The organism is Mycobacterium sp. ML4, from assembly GCF_054515735.1.
Genome location: NZ_JBTNSY010000008.1, coordinates 145145 through 166196 on the forward strand (window position 1 = coordinate 145145; position 21052 = coordinate 166196).

At 65.4% G+C, this 21052-nt stretch carries 19 protein-coding genes and 1 pseudogene; 13 read left to right on the top strand and 7 right to left on the bottom strand.

The features are described 5' to 3' along the window. Window positions 1-4: 4 nt before the first annotated feature. Window positions 5-790, bottom strand: a complete 786-nt coding sequence (locus tag ACX9NE_RS11170; RefSeq protein WP_459361732.1) for an SDR family oxidoreductase — start codon at window positions 788-790, stop codon at window positions 5-7. Window positions 791-856: 66 nt separating this feature from the next. Between ACX9NE_RS11170 and echA20 the strand changes: the two genes are divergently transcribed. The 7 genes and pseudogenes from echA20 to ACX9NE_RS11205 all read left to right on the top strand — a co-directional run bounded on the left by echA20 (window position 857) and on the right by ACX9NE_RS11205 (window position 7036). Continuing rightward, entirely contained in the window at window positions 857-1615 is a 759-nt protein-coding gene (gene echA20 / locus ACX9NE_RS11175; protein ID WP_459361731.1) for a (7aS)-7a-methyl-1,5-dioxo-2,3,5,6,7,7a-hexahydro-1H-indene-carboxyl-CoA hydrolase, read from the top strand. Continuing rightward, window positions 1612-2493 (top strand): cholesterol ring-cleaving hydrolase subunit IpdA, encoded by an 882-nt coding sequence (gene ipdA / locus ACX9NE_RS11180; protein ID WP_459361730.1) that lies wholly within the window; start codon window positions 1612-1614, stop codon window positions 2491-2493. Before echA20 ends, ipdA begins: the two co-directional genes overlap by 4 nt. After that, window positions 2490-3236 (top strand): cholesterol ring-cleaving hydrolase subunit IpdB, encoded by a 747-nt coding sequence (gene ipdB / locus ACX9NE_RS11185; protein ID WP_459361729.1) that lies wholly within the window; start codon window positions 2490-2492, stop codon window positions 3234-3236. The genes ipdA and ipdB overlap by 4 nt, the downstream gene beginning before the upstream one ends. After that, on the top strand, window positions 3233-4300 hold the full coding sequence (gene ipdC / locus ACX9NE_RS11190; protein WP_459361728.1) for a (3aS,4S,5R,7aS)-5-hydroxy-7a-methyl-1-oxo-octahydro-1H-indene-4-carboxyl-CoA dehydrogenase: 1068 nt from the start codon (window positions 3233-3235) through the stop codon (window positions 4298-4300). Before ipdB ends, ipdC begins: the two co-directional genes overlap by 4 nt. 41 nt (window positions 4301-4341) lie before the next feature. Beyond that, a pseudogene (locus tag ACX9NE_RS11195) lies at window positions 4342-4572 on the top strand (type II toxin-antitoxin system Phd/YefM family antitoxin); the annotation flags it as partial. Continuing rightward, the gene (locus ACX9NE_RS11200) at window positions 4569-4961 is read left to right on the top strand and encodes a type II toxin-antitoxin system VapC family toxin (RefSeq protein WP_459361727.1); all 393 of its coding nucleotides are present in this window, start codon (window positions 4569-4571) and stop codon (window positions 4959-4961) included. The pseudogene ACX9NE_RS11195 and the gene ACX9NE_RS11200, both read left to right, overlap by 4 nt. 65 nt (window positions 4962-5026) lie before the next feature. After that, a complete protein-coding gene (locus ACX9NE_RS11205; protein ID WP_459361726.1) occupies window positions 5027-7036 on the top strand; it encodes a fatty acid desaturase in 2010 nt (669 codons plus the stop codon). A 93-nt stretch (window positions 7037-7129) separates the two neighbouring features. On the opposite strand, the gene ACX9NE_RS11210 is transcribed toward ACX9NE_RS11205, so the two are convergent. The 3 genes from ACX9NE_RS11210 to kstR2 form a co-directional block, all read right to left on the bottom strand. Beyond that, complete coding sequence (locus tag ACX9NE_RS11210) at window positions 7130-7990, bottom strand: hypothetical protein (RefSeq protein ID WP_459361725.1); 861 nt, start codon at window positions 7988-7990, stop codon at window positions 7130-7132. Between the two features lie 127 nt (window positions 7991-8117). Then, window positions 8118-9287 carry a steroid 3-ketoacyl-CoA thiolase FadA6 gene (fadA6, locus tag ACX9NE_RS11215; RefSeq protein WP_459361724.1) on the bottom strand — a complete coding sequence of 390 codons (1170 nt, stop codon included), beginning with the start codon at window positions 9285-9287 and terminating at the stop codon, window positions 8118-8120. 2 nt (window positions 9288-9289) lie between these two features. Further along, window positions 9290-9892 (bottom strand): TetR family transcriptional regulator KstR2, encoded by a 603-nt coding sequence (gene kstR2, locus ACX9NE_RS11220; protein WP_459361723.1) that lies wholly within the window; start codon window positions 9890-9892, stop codon window positions 9290-9292. A 486-nt stretch (window positions 9893-10378) separates the two neighbouring features. On the opposite strand from kstR2, the gene ACX9NE_RS11225 reads away from it, so the two are divergent. Beyond that, entirely contained in the window at window positions 10379-12265 is a 1887-nt protein-coding gene (locus ACX9NE_RS11225) for a PPE family protein (RefSeq protein WP_459361722.1), read from the top strand. 236 nt (window positions 12266-12501) lie between these two features. Here ACX9NE_RS11225 and ipdF read toward each other — a convergent pair whose 3' ends face one another. Both ipdF and ipdE1 read right to left on the bottom strand, forming a co-directional pair. After that, complete coding sequence (gene ipdF, locus ACX9NE_RS11230; protein ID WP_459361721.1) at window positions 12502-13290, bottom strand: (5R,7aS)-5-hydroxy-7a-methyl-1-oxo-2,3,5,6,7,7a-hexahydro-1H-indene-carboxyl-CoA reductase; 789 nt, start codon at window positions 13288-13290, stop codon at window positions 12502-12504. Further along, window positions 13287-14435 (bottom strand): acyl-CoA dehydrogenase IpdE1, encoded by a 1149-nt coding sequence (ipdE1, locus tag ACX9NE_RS11235; protein WP_459361720.1) that lies wholly within the window; start codon window positions 14433-14435, stop codon window positions 13287-13289. The genes ipdF and ipdE1 overlap by 4 nt, the downstream gene beginning before the upstream one ends. Before the next feature lie 72 nt (window positions 14436-14507). On the opposite strand from ipdE1, the gene fadD3 reads away from it, so the two are divergent. From fadD3 to ACX9NE_RS11260, 5 genes are read left to right on the top strand one after another with little or no spacing between them, the layout of a single operon-like run. Continuing rightward, on the top strand, window positions 14508-16028 hold the full coding sequence (fadD3, locus tag ACX9NE_RS11240) for a 3-((3aS,4S,7aS)-7a-methyl-1,5-dioxo-octahydro-1H-inden-4-yl)propanoate--CoA ligase FadD3 (RefSeq protein ID WP_459361719.1): 1521 nt from the start codon (window positions 14508-14510) through the stop codon (window positions 16026-16028). A gap of 1 nt (window position 16029) precedes the next feature. Next, window positions 16030-17163, top strand: coding sequence for an acyl-CoA dehydrogenase family protein (locus ACX9NE_RS11245; RefSeq protein WP_459361718.1), 1134 nt, complete (start codon window positions 16030-16032; stop codon window positions 17161-17163). After that, window positions 17163-18101, top strand: coding sequence for an acyl-CoA dehydrogenase family protein (locus ACX9NE_RS11250; protein ID WP_459361717.1), 939 nt, complete (start codon window positions 17163-17165; stop codon window positions 18099-18101). Before ACX9NE_RS11245 ends, ACX9NE_RS11250 begins: the two co-directional genes overlap by 1 nt. Beyond that, on the top strand, window positions 18098-19054 hold the full coding sequence (ipdE2, locus tag ACX9NE_RS11255) for an acyl-CoA dehydrogenase IpdE2 (protein ID WP_459361716.1): 957 nt from the start codon (window positions 18098-18100) through the stop codon (window positions 19052-19054). Before ACX9NE_RS11250 ends, ipdE2 begins: the two co-directional genes overlap by 4 nt. Next, a complete protein-coding gene (locus tag ACX9NE_RS11260) occupies window positions 19051-20217 on the top strand; it encodes a pyridoxal phosphate-dependent aminotransferase (protein ID WP_459361715.1) in 1167 nt (388 codons plus the stop codon). The genes ipdE2 and ACX9NE_RS11260 overlap by 4 nt, the downstream gene beginning before the upstream one ends. Here the strand turns inward: ACX9NE_RS11260 and ACX9NE_RS11265 are convergent. Then, a complete protein-coding gene (locus ACX9NE_RS11265) occupies window positions 20182-21024 on the bottom strand; it encodes an arylamine N-acetyltransferase family protein (protein ID WP_459361714.1) in 843 nt (280 codons plus the stop codon). The genes ACX9NE_RS11260 and ACX9NE_RS11265 overlap by 36 nt on opposite strands. Window positions 21025-21052 lie beyond the last annotated feature (28 nt).

A 21052-nucleotide genomic window follows, 5' to 3' on the forward strand; every position in this document is an offset into this window, starting at 1 on the left:
TCCTCTACTTGATCGCGATCGCATTGGTCGTGGCCAGATAGTGCGGCGGCTCCCCACCGCCATGCACCTCCAGCGATGCACCGCTGATGTACGACGCCACGTCCGACGCCAAAAATGCTGCGGCCCAACCGATGTCCTCCGGCTTGGCCAATCGGCCGAGCGGCACGTTCTTGGAGATCGCGGCGATCGACTCGGCGTCCCCGTAGAACAGGTCAGCCTGCTCGGTCTCGACCATGCCGACCACGCATGCGTTCACCCGCACCTTCGGTCCCCATTCCACCGCCAGCGTCTGAGTGAGGCTCTCCAAGCCGGCTTTCGCCGCCCCGTACGCCGCAGTGCCCGGACTGGGCCGTCGGCCACTGAGACTGCAGATATTGACGATTGACCCGCCGCCTGACTGGCTCTGCATCGTCTCGTTGGCGCATTGCGAAACCAGCAGTCCGCCAATCAGATTCAGTTCGATGATCTTGCGGTTGAAGTTGGGACTGGAGTCCGCCGTCAACACGTAGGGAGATCCCCCGGCGTTGTTGACCACGACATCGAGCGTGCCGTGCCGCTCGACTATCGAATCGATCAGCTCCTTGACGGCCTCGTCGTCGCGCACATCGCAGGAATGGAATTCATAGGGCAGGCCCTCCACCGCGCGTCGGGCACACGTCACGACAGTCGCACCCTGGCCGGCGAAAACCGCACTGATACCGGCACCTACGCCTCGCACACCACCGGTCACCAGCACCACCCGCCCGCTGAGACCTAAATTGATGCCATCAGCTGATCGGGATCGGGTCACTGTGCTAGCGTACCAAGCAAGTGCTTGCTTAGGTAACGGACCCCAGCGGACCCAGCAGGAAGTGCAATGACGATCACCTCCACCACCAGCGAACCCGGCATAGTCGCGGTCACCGTCGACTACCCGCCGGTCAACGCCATCCCGTCGCGGGGATGGTTCGAACTCGGCGACGCGATCACCGCAGCGGGCCGGGATCCGCAGACCCACGCGGTGATCCTGCGGGCAGAAGGCCGCGGCTTCAACGCGGGCGTGGACATCAAGGAGATGCAGCGGACCGAAGGATTCACCGCGCTGATCGACGCCAACCGCGGCTGCTTCGCCGCGTTCCGTGCGGTCTACGAGTGCGCGGTGCCGGTGATCGCCGCGGTCAACGGTTTCTGCGTCGGCGGCGGGATCGGTCTGGTCGGCAACGCCGACGTCATTGTGGCCTCCGACGACGCGGTCTTCGGGTTGCCGGAGGTGGAGCGCGGTGCACTCGGCGCCGCCACACACCTGTCGCGCCTGGTCCCCCAACACATGATGCGGCGGCTGTTCTTCACCGCCGCAACCGTGGACGCCGCCACCCTGCACCATTTCGGTTCCGTCCACGAGGTGGTGCCACGCGCTGAGCTGGACGAGGCCGCTCTCCGGGTGGCCCGCGACATCGCCGCCAAGGACACCCGCGTCATCCGGGCGGCCAAGGAGGCGCTGAATCTGATCGACGTGCAGCGCGTCAACTCGAGTTACCGCATGGAGCAAGGTTTTACGTTCGAACTCAATCTCGCCGGCGTCGCCGACGAGCATCGCGATGCATTCGCCGGAACGGCGAAGGGCACGAAGGAATGAGTGACAAGCGCACCACTCTGGACGACGCCGTCGCGCACGTACGAAGCGGCATGACCATCGGCATCGCCGGCTGGGGATCACGGCGCAAGCCGATGGCCTTCGTGCGGGCACTGCTACGCACCGGCGTCACCGACCTGACCGTGGTCACCTACGGCGGCCCGGACCTGGGCCTGCTGTGTTCGGCCGGCAAGGTCAAACGGGCCTACTACGGATTCGTCTCGCTGGACTCGCCGCCGTTCTACGACCCGTGGTTCGCCAAGGCCCGCACCAGCGGAGCCATCGAGTCCCGTGAGATGGACGAGGGCATGCTGCGCAACGGCCTGCAGGCGGCGGCACAACGGCTGCCGTTCCTGCCGACCCGCGCCGGGCTCGGCAGTTCGGTGCTCGATTTCTGGGAGGGCGAACTCAAGACCGTCACCAGCCCCTACCCCACGAACGGCGGGTACGAAAAGCTGATCGCCATGCCCGCGCTGCGCCTCGACGCCGCCTTCGCGCATCTCAATCTCGGTGATAGCCGCGGCAATGCCGCCTACACCGGCATCGACCCCTATTTCGACGACCTGTTCCTGATGGCGGCCGAAAGGCGTTTTCTGTCGGTGGAGCGAGTGGTCTCCACCGAGGAGCTCGTCAAATCCGTACCGCCGCAAGCGCTGTTGATCAACCGAATGATGGTCGACGGCGTGGTGGAAGCGCCCGGTGGCGCTCACTTCACCACCGCGGCACCGGATTACGGCCGTGACGAGAAGTTCCAGCGGCACTACGCCGATGCCGCCTCCACCGAAGAGGGCTGGCAGCAGTTCGTGGCCACATATCTGTCCGGTGGCGAAGAGGACTACCAGGCCGCCGTGCGCAGATTCGCCGAGGAGGCAGCGAAATGACGGTCACCCGGGCCGAGGTATGCGCGGTCGCATGTGCCGAGTTATTCAGGGACGCTGGTGAAATCATGATCAGCCCGATGACCAACATGGCCGCGGTGGGCGCCCGGCTGGCCCGTCTCACCTTCTCCCCCGACATCCTGCTCACCGACGGCGAGGCCCAGTTGCTGGCCGACACCCCAGCGTTGGGCAAGACCGGACCGGTCGAAGGCTGGATGCCGTTCGGTCGGGTCTTCGAAACCCTGTCCTGGGGTCGGCGGCATGTGGTGATGGGCGCCAATCAGGTTGACCGCTATGGCAATCAGAACATCTCGGCGTTCGGCCAATTGCAGCATCCCACCCGGCAGATGTTCGGTGTGCGCGGCTCACCAGGCAACACCATCAACCACGCCACCAGCTATTGGGTCGGCAGCCATTCCACGCGGGTATTCACCGAGGCAGTCGACATCGTGTCCGGCATCGGCTACGACAAGATCGATCCGGACAACCCCGCGTTCCGGTTCGTCAACGTCTTCCGGGTGGTGTCGAATCTGGGCGTCTTCGATTTCGGCGGGCCGGACCGCACCATGCGGGCACTGTCCCTGCACCCCGGGGTGGCGCCCGACGACGTCCGTCAGGCCACCTCCTTCGATGTCGACGGTCTGGACGAGCCTGGCCAGTCGCGACAGCCGACCAATGACGAGCTGCGGCTCATCCGCGAGGTTATCGACCCGAAAGCATTGCGCGACAGAGAGATCCGGTCTTGAGGCTAAAGACGCCGCTGACCGAGTTGGTCGGCATCGAACACCCCGTCGTGCAGACGGGGATGGGCTGGGTGGCCGGCGCCCGACTGGTGTCAGCCACGGCCAACGCGGGGGGGTTGGGGATCCTGGCCTCGGCCACCATGACCCTCGACGAATTGGCCACGGCCATCGGCAAGGTCAAGGCCGCCACCGACAAGCCGTTCGGCGTCAATATGCGTGCCGACGCAACCGACGCAGGTGATCGCGTCGAACTGATGATCCGCGAAGGCGTCAAGGTGGCATCGTTCGCGCTGGCACCCAAGCCGGAACTCATCGCGCGGCTCAAAGAGGCCGGCGCCGTCGTCATCCCGTCGATCGGCGCGGCCAAGCACGCCCGCAAGGTCGCCGGCTGGGGCGCCGACGCGATGATCGTGCAGGGCGGCGAGGGCGGCGGGCACACCGGCCCGGTGGCGACCACGCTGCTGCTGCCCTCAGTGCTGGACGCGGTTCAGGGCAGCGGTATCCCGGTAATCGCCGCGGGCGGATTCTTCGACGGCCGCGGACTGGCCGCGGCGCTGTCGTATGGCGCGGCGGGCGTCGCCATGGGTACCCGCTTTCTGCTCACTTCGGATTCGACCGTGCCCGACGCAGTGAAGCGCAAGTATCTCGAGTCGGCTCTCGACGGCACCGTGGTCACCACCCGCGTGGACGGCATGCCGCACCGGGTGCTGCGTACCGGACTGGTCGAGAAGCTGGAAAGCGGCTCGCGGGCAAGGGGTTTCACCGCGGCGGTGCGCAACGCCGCCAAGTTCAAGCAGATGTCGCAGATGAGCTGGCGGTCGATGATCAAAGACGGCCTCGCGATGCGCCACGGCAAGGAACTGAGCTGGTCGCAGGTCGTCATGGCAGCCAACACCCCGATGCTGCTCAAGGCCGGGCTGGTCGAAGGCAACACCGACGCCGGGGTGCTGGCCTCCGGCCAGGTGGCGGGCATTCTCGAGGATCTGCCGTCGTGCGCCGAATTGATCGAGTCGATCGTCGCCGACGCTATCGAGCACCTGCGGGCCGCCTCGGCGTTAGTGGAGTAGCTCACGCGTTCGAGTAGACTAAGTCAATGACTAAGTCGAGTGCATTGCGGGTCGGCGTCCACGAGGCGAAGACCCGCCTCTCGGAGCTGCTGCGGCTCGTAGACAGCGGGCAGGAAGTCGAGATTGCCCGCGGGGGTGAACCCGTGGCAAAGCTAGTACCGTTCCGCCCTCGGGAAATCCGACAGTTGGGCACAGACCATGGCGTGTACACCGTGCCTGAGGACTTCGATGCTCCGTTGCCGGACGATGTTCTCGACAGTTTCCACCAGTGAAGCGCTACCTCGTCGACACCCATGTGTGGCTGTGGATGCAATCAGACCCTGACCGCCTGCGCGACCAGACACGCGAGATCGTTCAGGACATCCGCTTGAGCATTCTCTTGTCGGCAGCGAGCGCGTGGGAGATAGCGATCAAGTATCGGCTCGGCAAACTCCCATTGCCCGAAGCACCGGTCTCATATGTGCCCGATCGCATGCGCCGCTCCGGAACGTCTCCGTTGCCGGTCGAACACGCGCATACGCTGAGGACCGCCGAGCTTCCGGATCACCACAAGGATCCGTTCGACCGCGTCCTCATCGCACAGGCTCAGCTGCTCGACTTGGCGATCATCACCGCCGACGAACAGCTGTCTGCCTATGATGTCGCGATCCTCGCCGCTTGAACACTGGATAGACCGCCTGCGCGCTGGTGGAGTAGTTGACGCGTGTCGACTAGGCTCGTTCAGCTATGTCCACCGTTGAGACCAACCCCGCGGCATCCGGGGCCACCGCGCAGCACGCGCTGCCCGATCCCGGTGAAGCCGTACCCAAGCTGGCGCTGCCCACCATCGGGATCTTTCTTGCGTCGCTGACCGCGTTCCTCACCACCACGGTCGGTTACCTCCACGGCTGGTCGCCCTGGTGGGTGACCATCCCGGTCAACGCCGCCGTCACGTTCGTGATGTTCACCGTTGTGCACGACGCGGCGCATTACTCGATCAGCTCCGTTCGCTGGGTCAACGGCTTGATGGGTCGGTTGGCGTGGCTGTTCGTCGGTCCGGTGGTCGCCTTCCCATCGTTCGGGTACATCCATATCCAGCACCACCGGCACTCCAACGACGACGACCAGGATCCGGACACATTCGCCTCGCACGGGAAGTGGTGGCAATTGCCGCTGCGCTGGTCGATGGTGGAGTACTTCTACCTCAGGTACTACCTTCCGCGCGCCCGCAGCAGGCCCGTTGTCGAGGTCGCCGAGACGATCGTGATGACGGTCTTGAGTCTGACCGGACTGTGCGTCGCCATTACCACCGGGAATTTCTGGATCCTGGCGGTCGTCTTCCTGATCCCGCAGCGCATCGGTCTCACCGTCCTGGCGTGGTGGTTCGACTGGCTGCCCCACCACGGGCTCGCGGACACTCAGCGCACGAACCGGTACCGCGCCACCCGCAACCGTGTCGGCGCCGAATGGCTGTTCACCCCCGTGCTGCTGTCGCAGAATTACCACCTGGTGCACCACCTGCACCCGTCGGTGCCGTTCTACCGTTACCTGCGGACGTGGAAGCGCAACGAAGAGGCTTATCTGGAGCGCAACGCGGCGATAAACACCGTGTTCGGGCAGCAGCTCAATCCGGACGAATACCGGGAGTGGAAGGAACTCAACGGCAGGCTCGCCAAGCTGCTGCCGGTGCGGATGCCTGCCCGGTCCAGCTCGCCGCACGCTGTGCTGCACCGCATTCCGGTGGCTTCCGTGGACCCGATTACCGCCGACAGCACCCTGGTCACGTTCGCAGTACCCGAGGAGCTGCAGGATGCATTCCGGTTCGAGCCTGGCCAGCACGTGACGGTGGTCGGCGCCGAGGGCGTCCGGCGCAACTACTCGATCTGCGCCCCCGCAACGCGTGCGCAGTTGCGGATTGCGGTCAAACACATTCCCGGCGGCGCTTTTTCGACGTATGTGGCCGAACAGCTGCAGGCCGGTGACGTGCTCGGACTGATGACCCCGACGGGACGGTTCGGCACTGCGCTGCATCCGCTGAACCGCAAGCACTACGTCGGGCTGGTGGCCGGCAGCGGGATCACGCCGGTGTTGTCGATCCTGGCGACGACGTTGGAGATCGAGACCGAGAGCCGGTTCACCCTCATCTACGGCAACCGCACCAAAGAATCGACGATGTTCCGGGCCGAGCTCGACCGCCTCGAGTCGCGCTACGCCGACCGGCTGGAAATCCTGCACGTTCTTTCGGGCGAGGCGTTGCACACTCCGGAACTGCGTGGCCGGATCGACCGCGACAAACTCAACCTGTGGCTGACCGGCAACCTGCAGCCCGACGCCGTGGACGAGTGGTTCATCTGCGGTCCGATGGACATGAGCACTGCGGTGCGCGAGTCGCTGCTGGAGCACCGAGTGGACCCCGAGCGCATTCACCTCGAGCTCTTCCACGGCTTCGAAACCGGTTCGGCCGCCGAACATTCCTACGAAGGCGCGACGGTGACGTTCACGTTGTCAGGTAAGCAGTGGACGTACGATCTGACGCCCGGCGACTCGATTCTCGAAGGTGCCCTGCAGGTTCGCGACGATGCGCCGTATGCCTGCATGGGTGGGGCGTGCGGCACCTGCCGGGCGAAGCTCGTGGAGGGCAACGTCGAGATGGACCACAACTTCGCACTCGGGCAGGCAGAGTTGGACGCTGGTTACATCCTCACCTGCCAGTCGCACCCGACGACGCCGTTCGTCTCGGTCGACTACGACGCCTGAACCGGGTCCCTCCTGCGCACCCCTCCTGCGCCGAGTGTGAATTTCACGACGCGACACGCCGATTGACCGTCGTGCGATTCACACTCGCCGGAGTCACCACTGCCAACCGGCCGCCTGCATCGCCGCGACGACACGCCCGATGAATGTCGCCTCCCGATAGCGGAGCAGGTCGCCGCCCACCTTGACGATCGTCCAGCCCAGATCCAGTAGCGCCGTGTACCGGTCGATGTCCCGATCACGTTGTTCAGGATCGGTCCAGTGCTGTGGTCCGTCGTATTCGATGCCGACGCGAAGTTCCCGGTATCCTATATCGATCCGGGCCACGAAGCACCCGTACTCGTCGCACACCCTGATCTGCGTTTTCGGTTTCGGCAAGCCCGCATCGATCAACGCCAGTCGGGTCCGCGTCTCCTGCGGCGACTCCGCGCCGCCGTCGACCAGCGGCAACACCCGGCGAAGTCTGACCAGTCCACGCGCGCCGCGGTGTTCGGCGATCACACTCGCCACATCGGTCATCTTGAGGTGGGTCGCGTTGGCCAGGGCATCGAGGTGCTGCAACCGGTGCAATCTGTTGGTGGTTCGCCGGCCGATGTCGAAGGCAGTGCGCGCGGGGCTGGTGACCGTGATCCCGTCGAGGGTCACCGTTTCGTGCGGCTCGACAGTATCGGTATGAACAACTATGCGCGGCGGAGGTTTTCGATTGTCGTAAACCAGTTCGGCCGGGAGTGACGGGCGGACCCACTTCGCGCCCAGCAGGGCTGCGGCCGAGTTGCCGGAGACAATGCCGCGGCGCCGCGACCACAGCCATGCGGCTTGCGCGCGTTCGCGCGCAGACAGTTCTATGCCGACCGGGCTGTACACCCCCGGGTAGACGGGTCGGTAGAGCGCGCGCATCGCGCGCTCGGGGATCGCCTTGGTGGCCAAGGCTTCAGCGCCGAGAAACGGCCAGTCCATGCGCGCAGGCTGCCACCGGACCGCCGATCTCCGCCGTCGCCCATCCCCACACCTCAGCGAGTGTGAATCCTACGACACGACACGCCGGCAAAGCGTCGCAGCATTCACACTCGGCGCCAAGGGGGGTCTAGAGCCGCTCGATGATCGTCACGTTCGCCGTGCCACCGCCCTCACACATCGTCTGCAGTCCGTAGCGACCACCGATACGCTCCAGGGTGTTCAGCATGGTGGTGAACAACTTGGCGCCAGTGGCACCCAACGGGTGCCCGAGTGCGATGGCGCCGCCGTTGGGATTGACCTTCTCCGGGTCGGCCTTGATTTCCTTGAGCCAGGCCAGAACAACCGGCGCAAACGCCTCGTTGATCTCGACGGTGTCGATGTCGTCAATCGACAGGCCCGTCTTCTCCAGCGCATAACGGGTGGCCGGGATGGGCCCGGTCAACATGAAGACGGGGTCGGCACCACGGGTGCTGATGTGGTGGATGCGGGCACGCGGCCTCAGACCGTGGTCCTTGACCGCCTGTTCGGATGCCAGCAGCACCGCGGCCGCCCCATCGGAAATCTGGCTGGCCATCGCCGCGGTCAGCCGGCCACCCTCGACCAGGGTCTTCAACCCGGCCATCTTCTCCAGCGACGACTCGCGCGGGCCTTCGTCCACTCGGAACGGCCCGGTCTCGGTTTCCACGCTGAGGATTTCGTTGTCGAAGTTGCCGCCCCGGATGGCCGCGAACGCACGTTCGTGGCTCGCCAACGAGTAGCGCTCCATCTCTTCGCGGGACAGGTTCCATTTCTCGGCGATCATCTCCGAACCCCGGAACTGAGAGATCTCCTGATCGCCGTACCGGTGCAGCCATTGCTTGGATTCGTTTGTGGGCGAGGTGAATCCGAACTGCTCGCCGACGGTCATCGCCGATGAGATCGGGATCTGGCTCATGTTCTGCATGCCACCCGCCACGATCAGGTCCGCGGTACCCGACATGATCGCTTGCGCACCAAAGGAAATCGCCTGCTGACTGGATCCGCATTGCCGGTCCACGGTGACACCGGGCACCTCCTCCGGATAGCCCGCTGCCAGCCAGGAAAGCCGGGCGATATTGCCGGCCTGCCCACCGATGGCGTCAACGCAACCGGCGATCACGTCGTCGACGGCGGCCGGGTCGACGTCCACCCGGTCCAGCAGTCCACGCCACCCCAGGGCACCGAGATCGACGGGGTGGATTCCGGCCAATCCGCCACCGCGCTTGCCGACCGCGGTGCGCACAGCTTCGATGACATAGGCCTCGGAAAACCCCGCCATGTTCAGACTCCTTCTTTCGCGATCCCGCCCAAAACGATGGCGAGGTATTTCTGACCGACCTGCTGCGCGGTGAGCGGTCCGCCGGGCTGATACCAGCGCACCGACACCCACGTGGTGTCTCGGATAAAGCGATAGACCAGGTCTACGTCCAGGTCGGGCCGGAAGTAGCCCTCTTCGATCCCCTGATTCAGCAGATCGACCCACATCTTGCGCTGCTGCTTGTTGCGTTCGTCGATGTAGGAGAACCGGGCTTGGCCCGAGAGTCGCTGAGCCTCGTCCTGATAGATGACGACTTGGGCGTGCCGGTGCTCGATAGCCTCGAAAGAGGCCATGAACAGGCCCTTGAGCCGCTCCAAGGGGTTCGGCTCACTATTGACGATCTCGCGGTAGCGCGCGAACAGCCAGTCCAAGAACCCGCGCAGTAGCTCGTCGACCATCTCCTCCTTGGAGGCGAAGTGATGGTAGAGACTGCCCGACAAGATGCCGGCACCGTCGGCGATGTCGCGCACCGTGGTGGCCCGCAACCCGCGCTCGGCGAACATCACCGCGGCGAGCTCCAGTAACTCGTCTCGGCGGCTGTTAGCGTGACCGGCCACTCGCTCCACCCGCTCAGCGTATCAACCAAGCGCTTGCTCGGCCAACGACGCGGCTTGCTGCGGCAGGCTTCAGTTATTCGACGACCGCCAATCCGGCCGGCCAAGCCGGGCCCGCTTGGCACTCGACTTTGCTGAAAGGTTGGGACCAAGAGCCGTCGACGGCGGAATCTCGGCTTCGGAAACACCAGCCATCAGAGAACGGACTCCAACATTCGACGCTAGCTGGAGACCACATCGGGCAACTCCGGTGCATGCCACATCGGTTTGGAGAACTCCGCAGAATCCAACCGTTGCGCCTGTGTTTTCGGTCTCTGGCCAGACGACCTAGCGCTTCGGTCGGCAAAGCTCGTACCAGCGCCAAAGCGCGGAGCGTGCACTCCAAACAGATACTTCGAAATATTTTGGCAATACGGAACAAAGTCGGATGGCTGCGGCGTATGGTCTCTCCGTCGGGTTCGCTCGTCACAGGTGACGGGATTAACGGAGGTCAAGGCCATGAGTTTCGCAATGCTTCCACCGGAGATCAATTCCCTTCGTATGTGCCTGGGCGCGGGCCCCACTCCCATGCTGCAGGCCTCGGCGGCCTGGTCGGGCCTGGCCGAAGAGTTGGACGCCGCGGCTCAATCATTTTCGTCGGTGACCTCGGGGCTGACCGGCCAGGCCTGGCAAGGCCCCGCCGCCGACGCGATGACCCAAGCGGCCAACCCTTATGCCGCGTTCCTCAAGGCCGCCTCGCTGCGCGCTCTCACCGCCTCCGCCGGCGCCAAAGCGGTGGCCAATGCATTCGAGGCCGCCAAAGCAGCCACCATTCACCCGCAGGCGATCGCGGCCAACCGCCAGGCCTTCGTGCAGGCGGTGCGCAGCAACTTCTTCGGCCTCAACGCACCCTTCATCGCGGCCGCCGAGGCCGCCTATGAAGAATTCTGGGCCGCCGACGTCGCCGCCCTGACCGGCTACCACGCAGGGGCGTCGGCCGTGGCCGCGCAGTTGTCGTCGTGGACGCAGACGCTGCAGGGCCTGCCGGGCCTCGGCAAGCTGGTCGGTGGACCCACCGCCGCACCCACCGACCCCAACTTCGGTCTCGGCAACAAGGGTGGCGGCAACATCGGCAGCGGCAACAACAGCGGCACCGGAGCCGGCAACTTCGGGAATGGCAACACCGGCAGCTCAAACGTAGGCGCGGGCAACAACGGTCTGAACAATGCCGGCTTCGGCAACCGGGGCAACTACAACTTCGGTTTCGGGAACAACGGCAGTGGAAACATCGGTTTTGGAAACCTCGCAGAGAGCAGCACCAGCCGCAACATCGGCGCTGGAAACTTCGGTGACAACAACATCGGCCTTGGCAACACCGGCATGGGCAACGTGGGTGGCGGCAACACCGGAAACAACAACCGCGGTTTCGGCCTGACGGGCAACAACCTGATCGGTGTCGGGGGCACCTACTACGACACGGTGTCCGGGCAGTTCCAATTCGGCCTCAACTCCGGCACCGGCAACATCGGCTTCGGAAACTCCGGAACCAACAACATCGGCTTCTTCAACTCAGGCGACGGCAACGTCGGCATATTCAACTCCGGCGCCAATATTGCGCCTGCTGATCTGGGCAAATTACAGGGCCTCGGCATCGGGAATTCCGGCTTCGGCAACATCGGCCTCGGAAACACCGGGACCGGGAACTTCGGCTTCGGGGACTCGGGCACCTTGAACACCGGCTGGGGTAACTCCGGCGACATGAACACCGGCGGCGGCAACTCCGGCGGCAGCATCCTCGGCAGCCTAGCCGATCCCCTGAATCCACAACCAGGCAACACGGGCTTCGGGAACTCCGGCTTCGGCAATACGGGCAATGGGAATGCCGGCAACCTCAATACCGGATTCTTCAATGCGGGCAACGTGAATACAGGCTTCTTCAATGCGGGCAACGTGAATACGGGCTTTAACATCTCCACCGATTCCGGCTTGACTCACTCGGGCTTCAATACCACGGGTACCAACGTCTCGGGCTTCAACAACACGGCCGCTGGCGCCGTAGGCAACGGGGCTCTACCCATCCTCTCTGTCAGTTACAACGGCTCCGTCTCGGGCTTCAACAACACGGCCCTGGGCGCTGTCGTGAACAATCCCACTGGGCTTGCTGTCTCCGTCGCCGGCGGTATGTCGGGCTTCAACAACGTCGCTAGCGGCGCTGCCGGCGGTCTGTTAGCTCCCGGCTTCAGAATCGGTCTCAACGGCCTGGTCTCGGGCTTCTTCAACAACGGCGTCCCCGCGTCCTTCCAAGGTTTGCCAGAGACCCTCTTCAGCGGCATTGGCTCGGGCTTGTTCAACAGCAACACCGGTTTCTCGGCCGTGTTCAACCTGCAGAAGTTGCTTGCCGGCTAGCCAGGTGTGGCCGCTGACTTCTACCAGAATGGGCGGCCGCTGAGGTAAGCCCGAAACTTGCGACCCCAGGACGTTCTGGTGGCGGCGGGGTTTCTATGATCATGCCTGTCGCGGAGTTGATCGCCGCCTACTGCGATACATGGGTTGGTCAGAAACGGCCGGCGCCCACGCTTTCGCCACGCACCATCCTCGGCACTCATGCTCGAGACTTCGTCGGCCCTCGGCCTCAGGTCCCCTCAAGCATGCTGATTGGACACCGAAATCACTTCTCCGGTCAGGTAACTCGAGTAATCGCTGGCCAGAAAGGCGATCGTGGCCGCCACTTCCCAGGGTTCGGCTGCACGCCCGAAAGCTTCTTGCGACTCCAGCCGATCCAGCAGTTCGGCCGATGTCGTCTTGTCCAGAAACTTGTGCCGCGCAAGGCTCGGTGACACCGCATTGATCCGCACTCCGTACTCGGCGGCTTCGATTGCGCTGCAACGGGTCAGGGCCATCACCCCGGCCTTGGCGGCGGCGTAGTGCGACTGCGAGTGCTGGGCCCGCCAGCCGAGCACGCTGGCGTTGTTGACGATCACGCCGCCGTGCGGTGCGTCGCGGAAGTACCGCAATGCGGCACGGGTGGCACGGAAAACCGACGTCAGCGAGACGTCCAGAACGCGGTCCCACTCCTCGTCGGTCATATCGGCCACGGGTGTCTGCCCGCCCAGTCCGGCGTTGTTGACCAGGACGTCGAGCCGGCCGAACCGGGCCGTGCATGACGCGATCAGCGCGTCGACCTGGGCGGTGGACGTCACGTCGCACACCACGTGCTCCACGCGGCCCAACCCCAAGACCGACAATTGCGATGCCGCCTCGCCCAGCCGGCGTTCATGGTGGTCGGAGATCAGGACGTCAGCACCTTCGGCCAGCGCACGGCGTGCCGTGGCTGAGCCGATTCCCGTGCCCGCGGCGGCGGTCACCACCACCACCTTGCCCTGCAGAAGTCCGTGTCCCGCAATCTCTTCGGGTACCTCGGACAATGTCATCCTTTGACCTCCCGGGGCAGACCGAGCACCCGCTCGGCGATGATGTTGCGCTGGATCTCATTGGAGCCGCCGTAGATGGTGTCGGCACGGGTGAACAGATACAGCCGCTGCCATTCGTCGAATTCGCCGTCGTCCAGCGTCAGTCCCGGCTTGCCGACCACATCCATGGCCAGCTCACCCAACGAACGATGCCAATTGGCCCACAACAGCTTTGACACATTGTCCTGTCCCGGCTGCTCGACGTCCATGGTGGCAAGCGCATACGACCGCATGGCCCGCAGCCCCGTCCAGGCCCGCATCAGTCGCTCCCGGATGAACGGGTCGTCGGCCGCGCCGGTGCGCTGCGCCAGCGTGGCCAGGTTGGAAAGCTCACGGGCATAGACGATCTGCTGCCCCAGTGTGGAGACGCCGCGCTCGAACGTTAACGTTGCCATGGCGACCCGCCATCCATCGCCCGGCTGACCGACCACCAGTGAGGCGTCCGTGCGCGCGTCGTCGAAGAACACCTCGTTGAATTCGGCGGTGCCGGTGATCTGCACGATCGGGCGCACCTGCACTCCCGGCTGATCCAGCGGCACAAGCAAGTACGACAAGCCGGCGTGCCGCTTCGACCCCTTCTCGGTACGCGCGAGCACGAAGCACCACTGGGACAGGTGGGCCAGCGACGTCCACACCTTCTGACCGTTGATCACCCATTGGTCGCCGTCCAGTTCAGCTGTGGTCGACACATTGGCCAGGTCGCTGCCCGCCCCGGGCTCGGAGTATCCCTGACACCACAGCTCGGTGACGTCGAGGATGTGCGGCAAGAAGCGCTGTTGCTGTTCGGGGGTGCCGTATGTGATCAGCGTCGGCCCGAGCAACTCCTCCCCGAAGTGATTGACCTTGTCCGGGGCGTCGGCGAGGGCGTACTCCTCGTAGAACGCCACGCGGTGCGCGATCGACAGGCCGCGTCCCCCGTGCTCCTCCGTCCAGCCCAGGCACGTCAGTCCCGCCTTGGCCAGATGCTGGTTCCACGCCCGGCGTTCCTCGAAGGCTTCATGCTCTCGCCCCGGCCCGCCAAGACCCCTCAGCGCTGCAAACTCGCCGACGAGGTTGTCGGCGAGCCACTGGCGGACCTCCGCCCGGAACTCTTCGACGTCCTGCATACCCTGTAGGCTAACCTACCAAGCACTTGCTTTGTTAGCCTGGCTATGGCCGGTTGAGAAGGAGCGTCCGCCATGTCCAGGGATCCCCGCACAATTCCCGCGGCGTTGGATCTTCTGGCGCTTGAACTGCCCGACCACGCCGCGCTGATCACCGACGACCACACCTTCACCGCCGCTGCGCTGCGCGACGAGGTGCACCGGGCGGCGGCCGCGCTGATCGCGCTCGGCGTCGAGCCGAGGGACCGGGTGGCCATCTGGTCGCCGAACACCTGGCACTGGGTGGTGGCTTGCCTGGCCATCCAGCACGCCGGTGCGGCCATGGTGCCGCTCAACACGCGTTATACCGCCGCCGAGGCGTCCGACATTATCGCCCGCACCGAGGCGCCGGTGCTCTTCGCGGCGGGGAAGTTCCTGGGCGCCGACCGCGCCGCCGACCTCGACCGCCAGACGCTACCCGCGCTGCGCCACATCGTGCGGATCCCGATCGACGAGAACGACGGGACCTGGGACGAGTTCATGGCCCGGGGCACCGACCTCGCCGCGGTCAAAAGGCGCGCCGCCGCGGTCGACCCTGACGACGTCAGTGACATCCTGTTCACCTCCGGTACCACCGGCCGCAGCAAAGGGGTGCTCTGCGCGCACCGGCAGTCGCTGGCGGCCTCGGCGTCGTGGGCCGCCAACGGCAAGATCACCAGCGCCGACCGCTACCTCTGCATCAACCCGTTCTTCCACAACTTCGGTTACAAGGCCGGCATCCTGGCTTGTCTGCAGACCGGTGCGACCCTGATTCCGCATCTGACCTTCGACCCGTTGCGCGCCCTGCAGGCGATCGAGCAGCACCGCATCACCGTCTTGCCCGGTCCGCCGACGATTTACCAGACCCTGCTGGATCACCCCTCCCGCGGCGACTACGACCTGAGCTCGCTGCGCTTCGCGGTCACCGGAGCGGCCACGGTGCCGGTGGTACTGGTGGAACGGATGCAATCCGAACTCGACATCGACATCGTGCTGACCGCCTACGGGCTGACCGAAGCCAACGGGATGGGCACGATGTGCCGCGCCGAGGACGACGCGGTGACCGTCGCAACCACCTGCGGACGCCCGTTCGCGGGCTTCGAGCTCCGCATCGACGACACCGGGGAAGTGCTGCTGCGCGGCCCCAACGTCATGTTGGGCTACCTCGACGATCCCGAGGCCACCGCCGCGGCAATAGATTCCGACGGCTGGCTGCATACCGGGGACATCGGCGTGGTCGACGAGGCCGGCAACCTTCGTATCACCGATCGGCTCAAGGACATGTACATCTGCGGTGGGTTCAACGTTTATCCCGCCGAGGTCGAGCAGGTGCTGGCCCGGATGAACGGTATCGCCGACGCCGCGGTGATCGGCGTCCCGGACGACCGCCTGGGCGAGGTCGGACGCGCGTTCGTGGTCACCCGGCCCGGCGCCGCCCTCGACGAAGCAGCGGTAATCGCCTACACCCGTGAGCATCTGGCGAACTTCAAGGCACCCCGCTCGGTGCGGTTCGTCGATGCGTTGCCGCGCAACGCCGGCGGCAAGGTGGTAAAACCACAATTGCGAGAGTTGGTTTGAAATGGATCTCAGCTTCGACGAGGAAGCCTTGGCCTTCCGGGCCGAAGTGCGTGAGTTTCTCGTGGCCAATCGGGAGCATATCCCCACATTGTCTTATGACACTCGCGAAGGCTTTGCCCAGCACCGTGTTTGGGACAAGGTCCTGTTCGATGCGGGCCTGTCGGTGATCAACTGGCCGAAGAAGTACGGCGGTCGCGACGCGCCGCTGCTGCACTGGGTGGTCTACGAGGAGGAATACTTTGGCGCCGGTGCACCCGGCCGGGCCAGCGCGAACGGCACCTCGATGCTGGCACCGACCTTGTTTACCCACGGCAGCCAAGAGCAGCTCGACCGCATCCTGCCGAAAATGGCCAGCGGCGAACAAATCTGGGCGCAGGCCTGGTCGGAACCGGAAGCCGGCAGCGATCTGGCGTCGCTGCGCTCCACCGCCACCAGGACCGACGGCGGGTGGCTGCTCAACGGGCAAAAGATCTGGAGTTCCCGGGCACCGTTCGCAGACATGGCATTCGGGCTGTTCCGTTCGGACCCGTCCGCGCAGCGACACAACGGGTTGACCTACGTCATGTTCGACCTGAAGGCCGAAGGCATCACCGTGCGACCGATCGTCCAACTCGGCGGTGACACCGGGTTCGGCGAGATTTTCCTCGACGACGTCTTCGTGCCCGACGACGACGTCATAGGTACGCCCAACGACGGCTGGCGTGCTGCCATGAGCACATCGAGCAACGAACGCGGGATGTCGCTGCGCAGCCCGGCCCGATTCCTCGCCGCGGCCCAGCGGCTGGTGCAACTATGGAAAGACAGCGGCTCCCCGCCCGAGTTCGCCGATCGCGTGGCCGACGGGTGGATCAAGGCGCAGGCATACCGCCTGCAGACCTTCCAAACCGTCACCCGTCTGGCTCGCGGGGGCGAACTGGGTGCGGAATCCTCGGTCACCAAGGTCTTCTGGTCAGAACTGGACGTGGCGTTGCACCAGACCGCACTCGACATCCGGGGTGCGGACGGCGAACTCGCCGGACCCTGGACCGAAGGTCTGCTGTTCGCGTTGGGTGGCCCGATCTACGCCGGCACCAACGAGATTCAGCGCAACATCATCTCCGAACGACTGCTAGGTCTACCCCGGGAGAAGCGCTGATGGAATTTGCCCTCGACGAACAGCAGCGCGACTTCGCTGCCAGCATCGATGCCGCCCTGGCCGTCGCAGATGTGCCGGGCGCAGTGCGTGACTGGTCTGCGGGCGACACCGCAGCGGGGCTCAAGGTGTGGGAGCAGCTGACCAACCTCGGCGTCAACGCCCTGATCGTGCCGGAGAAGTACGACGGTATCGATGCCTCGCCGGTCGACCTGGTGGTCGCGATGGAGCGACTCGGGCGCTGGTGCGTGCCGGGTCCAGTCACCGAATCCATCGCCGTGGCACCGATTCTGCTGGCGGATGACCAACGGAGCGCGGACCTGGCATCCGGTGACCTCATCGCGACCGTCGCGCTCCCACCGGAGGTGCCGCGCGCCGTCGACGCCGACAGCGCCGGGCTGGTGCTGCTGGCGGGTCAGGGCAGTGTCAACGAGTGCACGCCGAGCCGGCGCCACGATTCGGTAGACCCCAGCCGCCGCCTCTACGACGTCACCACCGTCGGCGATGCGTGGTCAGCGGATACCGCCAAGGCCTACGCATTCGGCGCCTTGGCCACCGCCGCCCAGTTGATCGGCGGGGCCCAGGCGTTGCTCGCCGGCAGTGTCGACTACGCCAAACAGCGATCGCAGTTCGGCCGCGTGATCGGCTCTTACCAGGCGATCAAGCACAAGCTGGCCGATGTGCACATCGCGATCGAACTGGCCCGGCCGCTGGTGTACGGCGCAGCTCTGTCATTGGAACCGCGCGACGTCAGCGCGGCCAAAGTCGCCGCGGGCGAGGCCGGTCTGCTGGCCGCGCGTTCGGCACTTCAGACCCACGGAGCCATCGGCTTCACGCAGGAGCACGATTTGTCGCTACTGCTGTTGCGGGTGCAGTCGCTGCGGTCTGCGTGGGGCACAACGGAATCGCACCGCCGCAGAGTACTGGAGGCGCTGACATGACTTCCGCGGACGAACGCGAAATGCTACGGGAAACCGTGGCGGCCCTGGTGGCCAAGCACGCCCGTCCGGCCGCGGTACGCGCGGCGATTGAGTCCGAGCGCGGATACGACGCCTCGCTGTGGCAGCTGTTGTGTGAGCAGGTCGGCGCGGCCGCCCTGGTGGTCCCCGAGGAACTGGGCGGGGCAGGCGGCGAATTAGCCGACGCGGCAACCGTTCTCCAAGAGCTCGGGCGTGGCCTGGTGCCCTCTCCCCTGCTGGGCACCACCCTGGCAGAGCTTGCGCTGCTGACAGCACCCTCGCGCGACGAAGAGACCCTCGGGGCACTGGCCGAAGGCAGTTCAATCGGGGCGCTGGTGCTGCACCCGGAATACGTGGTCAACGGCGACATCGCCGACGTCGTGTGCGGCGCGGCCGATGGCCGGCTGAGCAGATGGACCAAGTTCAGCGCGCAGCCCGTTACCACCATGGACCTGACCCGCAGGCTGGCCCGGGTTCGGGTCGAGGAATCCGAGCCGTTGGGCGACGACCCCGGCATGGCCGACATCGCGGCAATCCTATTGGCCGCCGAACAGATCGGCGCCGCGGAGCGCTGCCTCGAGCTCACCGTCGAGTACGCCAAGAGCCGAGTGCAATTCGGCCGCCCCATCGGCAGCTTCCAGGCGCTCAAGCATCGGATGGCCGACCTGTATGTTGCGGTCGCCGCCGCCCGCGCCGTCGTCGACGACGCCTGCGCGACGCCCAACCCTGCCAATGCCGCCACGGCACGACTGGCAGCCACTGAAACGCTGAACGCCGTCGCTGCCGAAGGTATCCAACTGCATGGCGGTATCGCGATCACCTGGGAACACGACATGCAGCTGTATTTCAAACGCGCGCACGGCAGTACCCATTTGCTCGACCCGCCACGAACTCTGCTGAGCAGACTGGAGTCCGAAGTACTCTTGACATCGTGAACACCCGTGTCGCCTTGCGCGCCGGTATCCCACCGTTCTATGTGATGGACGTGTGGCTGGCTGCCGCCGAGCGTCAACGCACCCACGGCGACCTGGTCAACTTGTCCGCCGGCCAGCCCAGTGCGGGCGCACCCGAACCAGTGCGCGCGGCCGCTGCCGCGGCGCTGCACCTCAACCAACTGGGCTACACGGTGGCGCTGGGCATTCCGGAACTGCGTGCCGCGATCGCCGCGGACTACCAGCGTCAGCACGGCATCGCGGTCGAACCCGATGCGGTGGTGGTCACCACGGGTTCATCGGGCGGCTTTCTGCTGGCGTTCCTGGCCTGCTTCGACTTCGGCGACCGGGTGGCAATGGCCGCACCCGGTTACCCGTGCTATCGAAATATCTTGTCCGCGTTGGGATGTGAGGTGGTCGAGATTCCGTGCGGACCGCAGACCCGATTCCAGCCCACCGCACAGATGCTCGCCGAGCTCGACCCTCCGGTCAAGGGCGTCATCGTGGCCAGCCCGGCCAACCCCACCGGCACCGTCATCCCCCCGGAGGAACTGGCGGCGATCGCATCGTGGTGCGACACGGCCGGTGTTCGGCTGATCAGTGACGAGGTGTACCACGGCCTGGTCTATGAGGGCGCACCACAGACCAGTTGTGCGTGGCAGACGTCGCGAAACGCAGTGGTCGTCAACAGCTTTTCGAAGTACTTCGCGATGACCGGTTGGCGACTCGGCTGGCTGGTGGTACCCACCGAGCTGCGGCGGGCAGTGGACTGCCTCACCGGCAACTTCACGATTTGTCCGCCGGTGCTATCGCAGATCGCGGCGGTGTCGGCCTTCACCCCCGAATCGATCGACGAGGCGGAGACCAACCTGCAGCACTATTCGGTCAACCGGTCGATGCTGCTCGAGGGTCTGCGCCGGATCGGCGTCGACCGGCTGGCACCTACCGACGGCGCGTTCTATGTCTACGCCGACGTGTCCGACTACACCACCGACTCGTTGACATTCTGCTCGAAGCTGCTCGCGGAAACCGGCGTCGCGATCGCGCCTGGCATCGATTTCGACCCACGCAGGGGCAGCGGCTACGTCCGACTGTCGTTCGCCGGGCCGACCGGCGATATCGAAGCTGCCCTAAGCCGACTCGGCTCCTGGTTGCCGCGCCGGTAACCCATCTATCCGCGCCTCCAGTGCGCTGCTGTCTGGCACGTTGATGCCGAAACGTCGCACGATGGCGTCCACCACGGCCGCCGCACTCTCGAGCAGGATCTTCTCGCTGCCTTCGGCGCGGTGGATCGTCAGGGTTCGCCCGGCGAGGTTCATCCGGGCGTCGTCGGTGACCGCGGCCACCATCAGACCGGTCACGAAATGCGACGCCGGGTGGGTCGAGACGTACCAGCTGCCCACCCTCAGATCGATCTGCGGGCGGGTGACTGTGGTGAATTCGTACAGATCGTGCCACTGGTCGCGGAGCTGAGTTTGCAGCACCAACCCGTCGCCGCGGTCTTCGAGGCGGTAGGGCTCGTGCGTGGTGTCCTGCACGCCGCCGGTCAGCAGCCGCAACGGTGCGGGCGGCGTCTGTCCACCGAATCCCACGTCGACCAGGTACGGTCCCTGGCAACCCGGGAAGGTCACCGCGAGCAGCGTGTGCGTCTGTGGGGGCGTCGGTGCCGGCGGCGGCCGCATCCACACCACGCGGGCACCGAGCCGGCGAACCTGGAAACCCAACTCTTCCAACGCGTCGCCCATCAGACCGTTCTGCTCGTAGCAGTAGCCTCCGCGGCGGCGGTGCACCAACTTCTCGGTCAACGCCTCGGCGCTGAGATCATCGACGGGAACGCCCAGGAACGGATCCAGGTTTTCGAACGGGATGCCGCGGGTGTGGGCGGCCACGAGTGCCCGTAGCACTTCCAGAGTCGGCGCGGCACTGCCGCGATAACCGATGCGGTCGAAGTACGCGCTCAGATCCAGTGTCATAGGGCCATTCTGGCCCCAACCGGCTCGG